This window comes from Corynebacterium sp. HMSC067D03 (assembly GCF_001811185.1).
Taxonomy (GTDB): domain Bacteria; phylum Actinomycetota; class Actinomycetes; order Mycobacteriales; family Mycobacteriaceae; genus Corynebacterium; species Corynebacterium coyleae.
Genome location: NZ_KV803780.1, coordinates 68,695 through 80,663, shown reverse-complemented (window position 1 = coordinate 80,663; position 11,969 = coordinate 68,695). Strand labels below are relative to the sequence as shown.

At 62.8% G+C, this 11,969-nt stretch carries 14 protein-coding genes; 3 read left to right on the top strand and 11 right to left on the bottom strand.

The annotated features are described in order from the left end of the window. Positions 1-75: 75 nt before the first annotated feature. On the top strand, positions 76-489 hold the full coding sequence (locus tag HMPREF2785_RS00330) for a hypothetical protein (RefSeq protein WP_070613759.1): 414 nt from the start codon (positions 76-78) through the stop codon (positions 487-489). Positions 490-677: 188 nt separating this feature from the next. Next, a complete protein-coding gene (locus HMPREF2785_RS00325) occupies positions 678-1,049 on the top strand; it encodes a hypothetical protein (protein ID WP_070613758.1) in 372 nt (123 codons plus the stop codon). 68 nt (positions 1,050-1,117) lie between these two features. On the opposite strand, the gene HMPREF2785_RS00320 is transcribed toward HMPREF2785_RS00325, so the two are convergent. Then, the gene (locus HMPREF2785_RS00320; protein ID WP_070613757.1) at positions 1,118-2,401 is read right to left on the bottom strand and encodes an HNH endonuclease signature motif containing protein; all 1,284 of its coding nucleotides are present in this window, start codon (positions 2,399-2,401) and stop codon (positions 1,118-1,120) included. Between the two features lie 456 nt (positions 2,402-2,857). On the opposite strand from HMPREF2785_RS00320, the gene HMPREF2785_RS00315 reads away from it, so the two are divergent. Beyond that, positions 2,858-3,229 carry a hypothetical protein gene (locus tag HMPREF2785_RS00315; RefSeq protein WP_070568273.1) on the top strand — a complete coding sequence of 124 codons (372 nt, stop codon included), beginning with the start codon at positions 2,858-2,860 and terminating at the stop codon, positions 3,227-3,229. Positions 3,230-3,315: 86 nt separating this feature from the next. On the opposite strand, the gene HMPREF2785_RS00310 is transcribed toward HMPREF2785_RS00315, so the two are convergent. Genes HMPREF2785_RS00310 through HMPREF2785_RS00265 form a run of 10 tightly spaced genes read right to left on the bottom strand, consistent with a single transcriptional unit; the run spans position 3,316 to position 11,913 of the window. Further along, positions 3,316-3,828, bottom strand: a complete 513-nt coding sequence (locus HMPREF2785_RS00310; protein WP_070613756.1) for a hypothetical protein — start codon at positions 3,826-3,828, stop codon at positions 3,316-3,318. Between the two features lie 15 nt (positions 3,829-3,843). Beyond that, positions 3,844-4,149, bottom strand: a complete 306-nt coding sequence (locus tag HMPREF2785_RS00305) for a hypothetical protein (protein ID WP_070613755.1) — start codon at positions 4,147-4,149, stop codon at positions 3,844-3,846. Then, complete coding sequence (locus tag HMPREF2785_RS00300) at positions 4,146-5,084, bottom strand: bile acid:sodium symporter family protein (protein ID WP_070613753.1); 939 nt, start codon at positions 5,082-5,084, stop codon at positions 4,146-4,148. The genes HMPREF2785_RS00305 and HMPREF2785_RS00300 overlap by 4 nt, the downstream gene beginning before the upstream one ends. A gap of 24 nt (positions 5,085-5,108) precedes the next feature. After that, a complete protein-coding gene (locus tag HMPREF2785_RS00295; RefSeq protein ID WP_083279367.1) occupies positions 5,109-5,483 on the bottom strand; it encodes a Rieske (2Fe-2S) protein in 375 nt (124 codons plus the stop codon). Then, positions 5,480-6,295 carry a tryptophan synthase subunit alpha gene (gene trpA, locus HMPREF2785_RS00290; RefSeq protein ID WP_070613751.1) on the bottom strand — a complete coding sequence of 272 codons (816 nt, stop codon included), beginning with the start codon at positions 6,293-6,295 and terminating at the stop codon, positions 5,480-5,482. The genes HMPREF2785_RS00295 and trpA overlap by 4 nt, the downstream gene beginning before the upstream one ends. Then, positions 6,296-7,492, bottom strand: a complete 1,197-nt coding sequence (gene trpB, locus HMPREF2785_RS00285) for a tryptophan synthase subunit beta (protein ID WP_070613749.1) — start codon at positions 7,490-7,492, stop codon at positions 6,296-6,298. Positions 7,493-7,502: 10 nt separating this feature from the next. Next, complete coding sequence (gene trpCF, locus HMPREF2785_RS00280) at positions 7,503-8,882, bottom strand: bifunctional indole-3-glycerol-phosphate synthase TrpC/phosphoribosylanthranilate isomerase TrpF (RefSeq protein WP_246821115.1); 1,380 nt, start codon at positions 8,880-8,882, stop codon at positions 7,503-7,505. Further along, positions 8,875-9,894 (bottom strand): anthranilate phosphoribosyltransferase, encoded by a 1,020-nt coding sequence (gene trpD, locus HMPREF2785_RS00275; RefSeq protein ID WP_070449785.1) that lies wholly within the window; start codon positions 9,892-9,894, stop codon positions 8,875-8,877. The genes trpCF and trpD overlap by 8 nt, the downstream gene beginning before the upstream one ends. Next, positions 9,887-10,447 (bottom strand): glutamine amidotransferase-related protein, encoded by a 561-nt coding sequence (locus HMPREF2785_RS00270; RefSeq protein WP_070613747.1) that lies wholly within the window; start codon positions 10,445-10,447, stop codon positions 9,887-9,889. Before HMPREF2785_RS00270 ends, trpD begins: the two co-directional genes overlap by 8 nt. Beyond that, entirely contained in the window at positions 10,444-11,913 is a 1,470-nt protein-coding gene (locus HMPREF2785_RS00265) for an anthranilate synthase component 1 (RefSeq protein WP_070613746.1), read from the bottom strand. Before HMPREF2785_RS00265 ends, HMPREF2785_RS00270 begins: the two co-directional genes overlap by 4 nt. Positions 11,914-11,969 lie beyond the last annotated feature (56 nt).

Below are 11,969 nucleotides of genomic sequence, written 5' to 3'. Positions count from 1 at the left end.
TAACGGGTGTCATGCTTAACTGACTAGGCTCAGATATCTGACAGCTCATATTCAGTTTCGGGTAAGGAGACCCCAATGAAGCGCCGTATTTTTGCAGCCTCCGTGGCAGCCACCACCGCCCTGTCGCTCGCTGTTGTTCCAACACAGTTCGCCCACGCGCAAACATCCTCCATCGCGTACTTTAATTGCGTCGCCACACTCAACGACCTTGATGAGAAGCGTGCTGAGGCGCCGACAGATGATGTAGACAAGTTTGCAAAAGATTTCTACGAGAGCATTGTTGATAATTTTGTCGAAGAGCTTGATGTCAAAGGCTCGTCTAACGAAGGCACGTGCATGAATGTGCTGCTGCACCCAAAGAATGCATATCGCCCTGGAACCATCGCGTTTTTGGTTCTGGCTCCGATTGCGGTCCTAGCTCTGCTGTACACCGCAGCAGGCAAGATCCCGGGTGTTGAGCTTCCCTCGCTTTCTAGCCTTCCCCTCTAGATCAAATGAGTCTCTGGCTGTGCGGCTGAGGATTCACTTTGCCCAGGTCACGCTACTATTGAGATGATCCGAGGGCTGTTGTGGTCGCCCTTCTCCAATTTGACTTCTGCAACGAATGTGAAGTTCTGTTTTAATGCGTGTGTCAAGTCAATTGACAGAAGTAATCCGCCTCACAGTAGGAGTGTCCTATGAAGCGCACTACAGTAGCAGTTTTGGCAGCGACTACCGCACTGTCGCTCGCCACCGTCCCGGCACACGGTATTACCGTCGACGAAGCCCGCGCCCAGGACGAAGCGCGTAATGCAAAAGAAGTCGAGAAGCTAATCAAGAAGTGGGACGAAAATGGCTACGGAGCCATGCCTAACACCTATGAGGCTGGCTACATGGCTGGTGGCTCGGTGAAGGCTGGGTCTTCGGGTGAGCAGGCATACGGAGCTACTCAGGCCGGCTGGGTTGCCACCTGGATTGCAGTATCTGCCGCGGGTTTGGGCTTGATCGCATTCGCTGCGAAGCAGGCGGGTGTCCTGCCACCACAGATCGCGGGACAGCTCCCGTTCTAAACCGCATCGGTTCTTGCACGTGACTCCTCTCCCTTGCGGAGGGGAGTTTTTCTCTGCCCGAGCCATGCTTAGTCGTCGAACCCTCCCCCGCTTTCTGCCCAGGTCTGCGCGTTGTCGCGGCGCCGTGGCAGGGAATAGTTGTCCGAGACGTAGCGGGTGCCGTCTTGGTAGATGAAGTGCACGTCGCTGCCGTCCTTGACGGTTTCGAGGTAGCCATCGGTAACCAAGGAGTGGCAGGCGGAACAGAGTGGCAGCAGGTTTTCTAGATCGGTCATGCCGCCCTCGGACCACTCTTTGATGTGGTGGATCTCGATGAACCGCGAGTGCGTGCAGCCGGGCGCGGCACATTGCCCACCCCACATGGTGAGCAGAGCATTGACCTGTCCCGGCGTGGCGAAGCGGGAAGAGCGGCCGGTGTTGATGATCAGGCCGTCGTCGTCGACAGTAGAAACGCGCAGGTCAGCATTCGCGATCAATCCAACCAGTGCCTCGGAGCGTGCGCCGACGTTGTTGGGCATGTAGGCGCGGCCGTCCTTAGTCACCAGTACGTTGACATGTGCGCCTGGCGTTGTCAGTGTGCTCTTGGGCTGGCTGCGGGTCATGTGCACCATGCCCATGAAGGCCTGCAGCAGCATCCGACCGATCGGCATGCCGTAGCCGGACGCGGTCTTACGTGCCTTCTTTGCGGGTTCGACGGCGTCGGCTTTCTGCAGCATGTCCCTAATAGAGAGCTCGGCGACCCGACCGTCTTCGTGGCGCAATGCATCCTCGAGCATTTCCTCCATCTCGTAGTAGGCGATCTCCCCGAGTTTCAGCGCGGCGATGAACGCGGCGCCATCCGAGGCGTTGAGCACCCCGTGGAGGGCAATCTCGCCGTTATCGCGGGTGTGTACGCGCAGGTAGTGGTCCGGCTTCTCGCTATCACCATTCCCTGGTTTGTCGTATCCACTGAGTGCGATTTCGAGTTCGTGGTAGCCGAGTTCCAGGGCCATGTCGACAAGTTGGCGCTCTACCGCCGGGGTTAGGTAGCGCAGCAGTAAGCGAACCACGGAGTAGCTGATCTTGCCTGCAGAGAACTGCTGCTGAAGGTACAGGAACTCGCCGAGGCGGCAGCCGACGTGAACATATTCGTGCGCTGTGGAGATCGAGATCCCCAGGCGACGCGTCAGAAACTGCGCCGTGGTCCGTGCCCCCATCTGCGGTGCGAAACCGCCCTCCTCAAACGCGCGTATCGACGACAACAGCTCCGCCTTACAACGCGTCATGCTTCTGTGCGACTGCTCGATTGCATCCGTAAGCAACTCCGCAAACGCACTAGGTTCAGTGCACTTCTCCTCCACTGCCGTTGTCATTGTGGTCCCCCTTAAGGCCGTATGTATGTTCGATAAAGCAAAGCATACAACCCGCCACGACACGGCTGTGACCTGCAAAAACAACGTTTTCTATGTGCGCTATAAAACGCACTAAAACCGAACGAAAAAACTCCGCATTGCGGACAATTCCGACCACCCCAATCGTTGGGTCGGGCCAACTAATTCGGGCGCGTGGGGTCGTCGTCAAGCATCCGCAACTCCGCATTGCGGACAAGTGGGGACGCACCAACTAATTCCGAAAATGAGGAGAACCTTCATTGGTAGTCGGCTTAACTCTGATGAGCCGGAGAAAATGGGCAGTCTTATCGTTGCTGCAAGCTGCAGCGTTACGCAAATTTGTAAAGAATATAAATCATCCCTACAGTCAATAGTGATCTAAAATACATTTGTCCAGTCCGCTGGCAGAATCACACAAATATCTACTGAGGAGTCCCCATGAAGCGTCGCTTGACGGCAGCCGCTCTTGCCGCTGCAACCACTGTTTCTCTTGCCATGGTCCCTGCAGAGGCCGCAACCAAGCCAAACAATGAGGCAGAAGAGGTGCGTCAGGCCGTTGAAGCTGTCAAGTTGCTCGGCATCATTGCGGATAAGGGAACAGGCGCTGCTCCAAACACCGAACCTGTCGGCAATATGATGGCTGGGTCCATTAAGGCTGGTTCTTCGGGTGAAGAGGCTTACCGCGCAACTCAAGCTGGTTGGGCTCTCACCTGGATCGCTATTTCTGTTGCAGGTCTCGGTCTGATCGGCTACGGCGCTAAGGCTGCTGGCATTCTGCCGCCGCAGGTCGCCGCTGCTCTCCCGTTCTAAGCAAGAGCTGAAGCGCCACTCTCCCGTCGGAGTGGCGTTTTTTCATGCCCGCAACTCCGCATTGCGGACAAGTGGGGACGCACCAACTAATTCACCACGCGGTACCAGAGGCGCTTGCCTTCCTTCTTCGGCGGGACGAGTTTCACGCGGACCGGCTGCGGCAGGGTGAAGTCGTAGCCGCCACTCTGGATCTGGCGGCGGATCTCGCGGGCTTTGAGCGTGTCGCCGACGTCGATCCGATGCGAGCGCTGGCGTAGGGGGCGCTTGAAAATCTGCCGACGAACCGCGCTGGGGAGTGCACCGGGACTGGCGGGGATGTCCTTGTACTTCACTACCCCATTGGGCGTGGTGGCCTCGATCGTCGCAACGGACATGTATCTGACGGTCGAGTCCACACCCGGGATGTGGGGGGTGATGTGGATGGTGCGGATGACGCCGTCGATAAGGTCGTGGCGGAATCCGATGGGTGCGCGACCTGGGAAGATCATCCGGGCGATGAAGAACAGCACCAGGATCGGGAGGAAACTCTTGCCGTAGAACCCGATGATTTCAAGCGGGCCAGGCAGGAAGGGGCCTATGGTGTCGAAAAAGCTACCCATAGGCGAAGAATAAAGCTAGTGCGGGAACTTCGCTCGGGCTTCGGACCAGAGGCCTTCGAACTCCTCGGCGGTGAGGTGGCGGGCGCTGATGCCTTCCATCGCGTCGTAGGTGCGCGGGTGTGGCACGGTGCCCATGGGTTGGTTGGCCTGCCCGATGACGCGGCCGTCGACGTAGATGCCGGTGATGGTTTCGGCGGGGTCGAGTTCGATCATGCGGAGCATGGTGCAGCTTTGTTGCGACACCTCCTCCAGCTCAGCAATATTCAGCAGCTCGCCGCCGAGTTCGGGGACGTTGTAGTGGATGCGGACGTAATGTTTCACGTGAAACTCTTTCTGGAGACGTAAGCGGAACAGATCATCAACTGTGCCATGTGATAGATCATTAGCGGAATAATAAGCACGCCGAGTTGGGCGCCGCCGAAGATGACGGTAGCCATCGGCAGGCCGGTCGCAAGAGATTTCTGCGTGCCACACATCTGCACGGCCACGACGTCCTCGCGCGGGAATCGCAGCGCCTGTGGCACGACGCGGGTCAGCCACAGCATGGCGAAGACCAGCACCACGGAGAACACAATCAGCAGCACGATTTCAAGCGCGGTCACGTTCGACCACACGCCGGAGACGACGCCCTTGGAAAAGGCGGAGTAGACCACCATCCAGATGGATCCGCGGTCCACGATCTTGGTGGCCTTGGACTTGGCTAACTCCCCCAGCCGTTTGTGTGCCAGCTGGCCGAGCATGAACGGCAGGAGGAGTTGCAGGGCGATGTCGGTGAACACGGTGGCGTCGATGTGCACGCCGTCGCCTGCGCCCATCAGCCACATCACGAGCAATGGCGTAGCGACGACACCCACCAACGACGACCCCGACGCCGCCACAACAGCACCGGACACGTTGCCTCGTGCGATGCCGGTCAGCGCCACGGAGGACTGGACGGTGGACGGCACGAGGGTCATGAAGAGTAGGCCCTGGTAGAGGTCCTCGGAGATGAACCCGGTGGTGGGCCGCGCGAGCAGGCCGATCAGCGGGTATGCCACGAAGGTAAACGCGAGGATGAGGGCATGGAGGCGCCAGTTGGTGAGGCCCCGGAGGGCTTCTTGCGTCGATAGGCGTGCGCCGTAGAGGAAAAAGAGTAGCGCGATCGCGAGTTTGACGGCCACCCCAAAGCCGTCCGCGAACGCGCCGCGCGCCGGCACGACGAAGGCGAGGATCGCAGCAACAACGATGCCGACGAGGAGAGGATCGAGCTTCTTCATGTGGCCGAGTCTACGGCCAGCAGGTTAGCTCGCCGGGTTTTGAGCTTCGACCTTGTCGCCGGCTTCGATGACCTCCACCTCGCGCAGGCCGGAGATGGCGGGGCCGGAGACGCGCTCGCCGGTCGCAATGTTGAAGACGGAACCGTGGGCGACGCACTTAACGGTCTCGCCCTCCACCTTCGTGATCTTCTTCTGCTGGTGCGGGCACACCGCCGAGTATGCGACGAACTGGCCGGCGGACGGCTGGGCGATGATGAACTTGTCCAGGATCACCGCGGAGCCGACCGGCACGTCGGTCTTCGCAATTTCTTCGGGGGCCTCTTCCCCGCAGGCGGCCAGGAAGGCACCGGCGAAGGTAGTGGCGGTGCCGAGCAGGAACATGCGACGTGAACAGGTCATGATGCGATCGTAGCTTGCTTCATGGCGCCCACGTAGTCGGAAAGTTCTCGCTTCAGCCCGTCCATGTTTTCCACGCGATTATCGACGACATACTTATCAATAATGTTCGTAATCGCCGACCCGGTGATCGCGCCAGCGGCCCCAGCGGCGATCGCGTCGCGCACGTGCTCGGGACGGGAGATGCCGAAGCCGAGCAGCACCGGTGCGCCGCCGAAGGACTGCACACTATCGACGACCTCACGCAGGCCCTCCACCGTCGCCTCATTCTCCGCGCCGGTGACGCCGTCGCGAGAAATGGCGTAAATGTAGCCACGGGACTTCGCAGCCACGCCCTCGAGGACCTCGCGGGAGGCCTTTGCCGGGGCGATGAAGATCGGGTCGATGCCGGCGCGTTCGGCGGCGGCGGTGAAGGGGTCGGACTCGCGCACGGGGACGTCGGGAAGCAACACGCTATCGGCGCCGGCCTTCTTGAACTCGGTGTAGAAGCGGTCGAGGCCGCGCGTGTGGGCGACGTTGGCGTAGATCAGCATGCCGATCGGCAGGTCCGGGTAGCGTTCGCGGATGGTGCGCACCTGGTCGAGGGACTGCTGTACGGTCGCTCCCCCACGCAGAGCGCGGACGTGGGCGCCCTGGATGGCGGGGCCGTCGGCGACCGGGTCGGAGAATGGCACGCCGAGCTCGAGTGCGTCGGCGCCTGCTTCGACGATGGCGGAGATGAGCTCCACCGCGTCGTCCGGGTTCGGGTCGGACAGCATGATGAAGGGGACGAACGCGCCCTCCCCCTTGGCAAAGAGTTGCTCGTAGCGCGACATTTACTTGTTCTCCTTCTGCTCGAGGGTTGCTCGCACGTGTGCGATGTCCTTGTCGCCGCGGCCGGATAGGGCGACGAGAATGTTCAGCGGCTCGGCATCGGCCGGGTGCTCGGCGGCGCGCTTGAGTGCGTAGGCCAGGGCGTGCGAGGATTCGAGCGCGGGGATGATGCCTTCGTGGCGGGATAGGGCCTGGAAGGCGTCGAGGGCTTCGTCGTCGGTGACGGGCACGTACGTCGCGCGGCCGGACTGGGCGAGGTAGGCGTGCTCCGGGCCGACGGCTGGGTAGTCCAGGCCGGCGGAGATGGAGTAGGACTCTTCAACCTGGCCGTCGCTGTCACGCATGAGGTACGAGCGGGTGCCGTGCAGGATGCCGATGGTGCCCTGGGCGATGGCGGCGCCGTGCTTGCCTTGGCCGAAGCCTTCGCCGCCGGGTTCGGCGCCGACCAGTTCGACGCTGTCGTCGTCAATGAAATCGGCGAACATGCCGATGGCGTTGGAGCCGCCGCCGACGCAGGCGACGACCACGTCCGGCAGGGCGCCGGTGCGCTCGAGGATCTGGGCGCGGGCCTCGGTGGAGATCACGCGGTGGAATTCCTTGACGATCTTCGGGAACGGGTGCGGGCCGGCAGCCGTGCCAAGGAGGTAGTGGGATTCGTGGAAGGTTGCGGTCCAGTCACGAAGCGCCTCGTTCACCGCGTCCTTCAGGGTGCCCGCGCCGGATTCCACGCCGACGACCTTCGCGCCCATCAAGCGCATGCGGTACACGTTCGGCGCCTGGCGCTGCATGTCGGTCTTGCCCATGTAGATCACGCAGTCCAGGCCAAGCAGCGCACAGGCAAGCGCGGTTGCGGTGCCGTGCTGGCCGGCGCCGGTCTCCGCGATGATGCGGGTTTTGCCCATCTTCTTCGCCAACAGCGCCTGACCGATCACCTGGTTGGTCTTGTGGGCGCCGCCGTGCACGAGGTCCTCACGCTTGAGGAAGATGCGCGCGTTGCCGTCGATGGGCAAGTTGCGGCATTCGGTCAGCGGGGTTGGGCGGCCGAGGTAGTCGCGCAGGAGGGAACGGTATTCGGCCATGAAGGCCTCGTCGTTAAACGCGTCGACGAAGGCTTGCTCGAGTTGGTCGAGCGCTGGCAGGAGGGATTCGGGGACGAACTGCCCGCCGAATTCGCCGTAGTACGCAGGGAGGAGAGTCATGGGGTGTCCTTTAGTCGTGGTAGTTGCCAATGGTGTCAAAGCCGCGTCGCAGCGCGCCCGCGTCTTTGTGGCCATTGGGGTCTTCGAAGCCGGAGTTCAGGTCGAGGCCGGCGCATCCGACGCGCAGCGCATCGGTGAGGTTGTCGGGGTTGAGGCCGCCCGCGAGAAACGCCTTCTCCTTCACGGCGTCCGGCACGCGCGTCCAGTCGAAGCGCTCCCCCGACCCGCCGTCGTGGGCATCGAGCACGAGCTTGTCGACGACCCCAGCAACCGCCTCGGCCACCTTTTCGCCATCCGGCTGCGTCATGGAGACTGCACGCCAGACCTCGACGTCGACCTCCTTGCGCACGGATTCGATGAGCGCCAGTTCCGCCTCGACGGAGCCCTGGTACGGCGCGTGGATCTGGACAGCGGCGATGCCGGGTTGGACGAGCTCGTCGTAACCCGAGGTGCGGCGGGACACCGCGACGTAGTCGAGGCCGGGCTCGGCAGCGATGATGTCGGCGGCTGTTTCACGTGAAACATTGCGCGGGGAGGCGTCGTCGAAAATGAGCCCGCCGTAGACCGCGCCGCACGCCTTGGCGGCCTGGGCGGCGGAGGCGGATCGCAGGCCGCAGACTTTGTTCGGGCCGTAGACGAGCTCGCGGCAGGCGCGGTCGATGTCCGGCTGGGAGGTCAGTTGGCTGCCGACCAGGAATGCGTCGGAGTGGCCGCCGAGGCGACGCACGGTTGCGGTGTCGCGAATGCCGGACTCGGAGACCACCACTGCCCCATCGGGAGCGAGCTCGGCGAGGCGGGCGGAGCGGTCGAGGTCGATGGAGAGATCGTGAAGATTGCGGTGGTTCACGCCGAAGATCTTCGCGCCGAGCTTGATCGCGCGCTGAGCTTCGTCCTCGTTGATCACTTCGGTGAGCACGTCCATGTGGAGTGACTCGGCGATGGAGGCCAGGTGCGCGTACTCGTCGTCGTTAAGTACGGAGAGCATGAGCAGGATCGCGTCGGCGCCGAAGTAGCGTGCGGCGTAGATCTGGACTTCGTCGACGATGAAGTCCTTGCACAGCACCGGCAGATGTGTCGTTGCGGCGACGGTGGCCAGGTGGTTGTAGTCGCCGTTGAAGAAGTCCGGCTCGCACAGCACAGAGATGCCCGCGGCGTAACGCGAGTACACGGAGGCGATCTCGCCGGGCTTGTAGTCGTCGCGAATCGGCCCGAGCGAGGGCGACGCAGATTTGCACTCCATGATGAATGCGGTGCCGGGGCGCGACAGGGAGTCGTACAAGGACCGTTCGGAATAACGTAACGTGTCGAAATCAACGTGTGCAACGCGTTCACGAATAACGTCAAGGTGACGTTTTCGGTTCTCGACGATATTGGTCAAAATCTTAGCCACTGTAGTCAGCCTCCTCGTGGGTGGCGAGCCAATCGGCCACCGTGCCGTTTGCAAGCAACTGCTTCGCATGCTCGGTACCGGCGGCCAGCGAATCAGCGATGCCGTAGAGGTAGAACATCGCACCCGCGGAAACAGCGACGGCGTCGCGGTGGGCAGCCGGGCCCTCCCCCGCAAACGTGGCGCGCATGAACGCGGCGTTCTCGGCACCGTTACCGCCACGCAGGTCCTCCAGGCTGTGGCGCTCCACGCCGAGCTCCTCAGGCGTGACCGTGTAGTGGGTGATCTCGCCGTCCTTGAGCTCCCAGACCTCGGTATCGCCGTGGACCGCGATCTCGTCGGTGCCCGCGCCATGGACGACGAGCGCACGATTCCGGCCCAGCTCACGCATCGTTTCCGCAATCACCTGGCCCAACTTCGGGTTGGCGATGCCCATGATCTGGAACTCCGGGCGTGCCGGGCTGAGCAGCGGACCCATCGTGTTAAACAGCGTGGACACGCCGAGCGCCTTGCGGACCTGCTGCACGAACGCGATCGCCGGGTTGTACGCCGGGGCGAACAGGAACGTGAAGTTGGAGGACTCGAACTGGCGCACAGCACGATCCGGGTCGAGGTCCAGCGGGATGTTCAGCGCCTCGAGCACGTCTGCGGAACCGGACTTCGAGGACACGGAGCGGTTGCCGCACTTGATCATCTTCACGCCACCGGCAGCTGCGGTAAGCGACGCGGCGGTGGTGATGTTGATTGTGTTCGCGCCGTCGCCACCCGTACCGGCGGTGTCCATGATCCCCTCCCCCGTCACCGGGAACGGGCGCCCGGCGGCAAGGAACGCGCGGGCCGCACCGGCGATGTCTGCAAAAGTTTCGCCGCGCGTGCGGATCATGGCCAACAGTGCGGCGATGTGCACGTCGTCGTAGTCGCCGACGGTCAGCGGGGTAAATGCCTCGATGGCCTCCTCGAGGGTGGGCTCGGGGTTGTCCATGAAGCGGCGGAAGATCTCGAGTTGGCTAGTCATTGTCGCGGCCTTTCTGTAGCAATTTCGTCACACAGTGGTCCAGGATTTGCGGGCCAGAGGGGGTGAGGATGGATTCGGGGTGGAACTGCAGTCCGATGGACATGCCGTCGTCGGTTTCGGCGGCCATGATCACGTCGCCGATCTCCGTGCCGGTCCACGCCAGCGGCGTAATACCGGGTGGCGCGGTGGTGGCGCCGAGGGAGTGGTAGCGGGCGACGGGGACGTGGCGGCCGTCTGTAAGCACCATGCTTTGCGACGACCCATGCACCGGCCCGCACGGCTCAACCCGCCCACCAAAGTGCTCCACCAACGCCTGAAAGCCCAGGCAGATGCCCAGAATCGGGATCCGTCCCTGGGCGCGTTCGATGACCTCCATCATGCAGCCGGCGTCGGCCGGGTAGCCCGGGCCGGGCGAGAGCACGATGAGGTCCGGGTTGGCGTTCAGCACCGTGTCGGCGGTAACGGTGTTGCGGTAGACCACGGTGTCGTAGTCGGCGAACGCGTCCACCAGGTTGTACACGAAGGAGTCTTGGTTATCCAGCAGGACGATCATTTCTTCACCTCCAGGTCGCGGCCACCGGCGAGTGCGTGCAGGACTGCGTAGGCCTTGTGCAGAGTTTCGTCAGCCTCGGACTGGGGCACGGAGTCGCGCACAACGCCCGCGCCGGCCTGCACGATGGCCTTGCCATTGGCCACGAAGGCGGAGCGGATGACGATGCAGGTGTCGAATTCGCCGTCGCCACGCAAGTACCCCACCGCACCGCCGTAGGAGCCGCGGCGCTTGGCTTCCACGGAGCGCAGCAGTTCGGTCGCGCGCAGCTTCGGCGCGCCGGTGAGGGTGCCCATGTTCATGCACGCGCGGTAGGCGTCAAGCGCGTCGAGGTCCGCGGCCAGGGTCGCGGTGACCCGGCTGACCAGGTGCATCACGCGCGAGTAGCGATCCACCTGCAGCAGGTCCTGCACCTTGCGGGTACGCGGCTCGGCCACGCGCGCCATGTCGTTGCGGGCCAAGTCCACCAGCATGGTGTGCTCGGCAACCTCTTTGGCGTCGGTGCGCAACTGCAGTTCCATGCGCGTATCCAGCTCGTGGTTGACGGTGCCGTCCGGGTTCAGCCCGCGCGGGCGCGTGCCAGCAATGGGATACAGCTGCACCTGGCGGGTGGTCGGCGAGAACTTCAGGTTCGACTCCGGCGAGGCGCCGAACAGTTCGTACCCCTCGCCGCGGATGTAGAACATGTACGGCGAGGGGTTCGCGGCACGCAGGCGGCGGTACGCACCGAAGGCGTCGTCGCAGTCGGCGGTGAAGCTGCGCGCCGGCACGACTTGGTAGATGTCGCCGTTGTAAATGTTGCCCTGCAGCTGCTCCACCACCCCACGGAACTCCTCGTCCGGCATATCCGCCTCGGCGACGAGGGTGCCGGTGAGGGGGGTTGGGTCGGTGGGTGCGGGGGCGTCGTCGATAAGTGCTGCGATCTCGGTGAGATCAATGCCGTCACCTGCAGCATCAACCCCGGCGAGGTAGGCCGTGCCGGTTTGGTGGTTCACGCGCAGCACCACCTCGGCGAGCACGAACTCGTAATCCGGGTAGGTGTTGTCGCCGTCCGCGACCTCGGGCAGGCGCTCGAACGTCTCCAGATAGTCAAACGCGAAACCGCCCGCGAGCAGCGGAAAGTCCTCATTGCCCTCGGTAGCGGTCAACTTGCGCAGCACATCCATCGTGGACGCCGCGGTCAGGCGCTCGCGCTCGTCCTCCACATCAACGCGCGGAAACTCGTGCTCGAGCCCGATCTCGTTCGCAATAATCTCGCCCGACGGCGTCAGCGGTGTCAGGGTCACGCGGTTGCCGGAGCAAGTAATGCGTATCGACGACCGCAGCACCGCCAACGACTGCAACCCCGAACGTGTCGTGATGTCAGCGGACTCGAGCAACACCGTGTCGGTTGCGTCGAGGCCGCCGATGTGGGCGAAGAGGCTTGCCACATCCTCGTGGTAGCGCACCTCTTGACGGGTGAATTTCATGTGATCCTCGGTTCTGTTCTTGCTTGCACCGAGGGATAAAAAAGGGCCCGCGGCGC

Bases quoted from the DNA above. Each gene is read 5' to 3' on its own strand.
- HMPREF2785_RS00330 (WP_070613759.1), top strand. From the start codon at position 76: ATGAAGCGCCGTATTTTTGCAGCCTCCGTGGCAGCCACCACCGCCCTG.
- HMPREF2785_RS00325 (WP_070613758.1), top strand. From the start codon at position 678: ATGAAGCGCACTACAGTAGCAGTTTTGGCAGCGACTACCGCACTGTCG.
- HMPREF2785_RS00320 (WP_070613757.1), bottom strand. From the start codon at position 2,401: ATGACAACGGCAGTGGAGGAGAAGTGCACTGAACCTAGTGCGTTTGCG.
- HMPREF2785_RS00315 (WP_070568273.1), top strand. From the start codon at position 2,858: ATGAAGCGTCGCTTGACGGCAGCCGCTCTTGCCGCTGCAACCACTGTT.
- HMPREF2785_RS00310 (WP_070613756.1), bottom strand. From the start codon at position 3,828: ATGGGTAGCTTTTTCGACACCATAGGCCCCTTCCTGCCTGGCCCGCTT.
- HMPREF2785_RS00300 (WP_070613753.1), bottom strand. From the start codon at position 5,084: ATGAAGAAGCTCGATCCTCTCCTCGTCGGCATCGTTGTTGCTGCGATC.
- HMPREF2785_RS00295 (WP_083279367.1), bottom strand. From the start codon at position 5,483: ATGACCTGTTCACGTCGCATGTTCCTGCTCGGCACCGCCACTACCTTC.
- trpA (WP_070613751.1), bottom strand. From the start codon at position 6,295: ATGTCGCGCTACGAGCAACTCTTTGCCAAGGGGGAGGGCGCGTTCGTC.
- trpB (WP_070613749.1), bottom strand. From the start codon at position 7,492: ATGACTCTCCTCCCTGCGTACTACGGCGAATTCGGCGGGCAGTTCGTC.
- trpD (WP_070449785.1), bottom strand. From the start codon at position 9,894: ATGACTAGCCAACTCGAGATCTTCCGCCGCTTCATGGACAACCCCGAG.
- HMPREF2785_RS00270 (WP_070613747.1), bottom strand. From the start codon at position 10,447: ATGATCGTCCTGCTGGATAACCAAGACTCCTTCGTGTACAACCTGGTG.
- HMPREF2785_RS00265 (WP_070613746.1), bottom strand. From the start codon at position 11,913: ATGAAATTCACCCGTCAAGAGGTGCGCTACCACGAGGATGTGGCAAGC.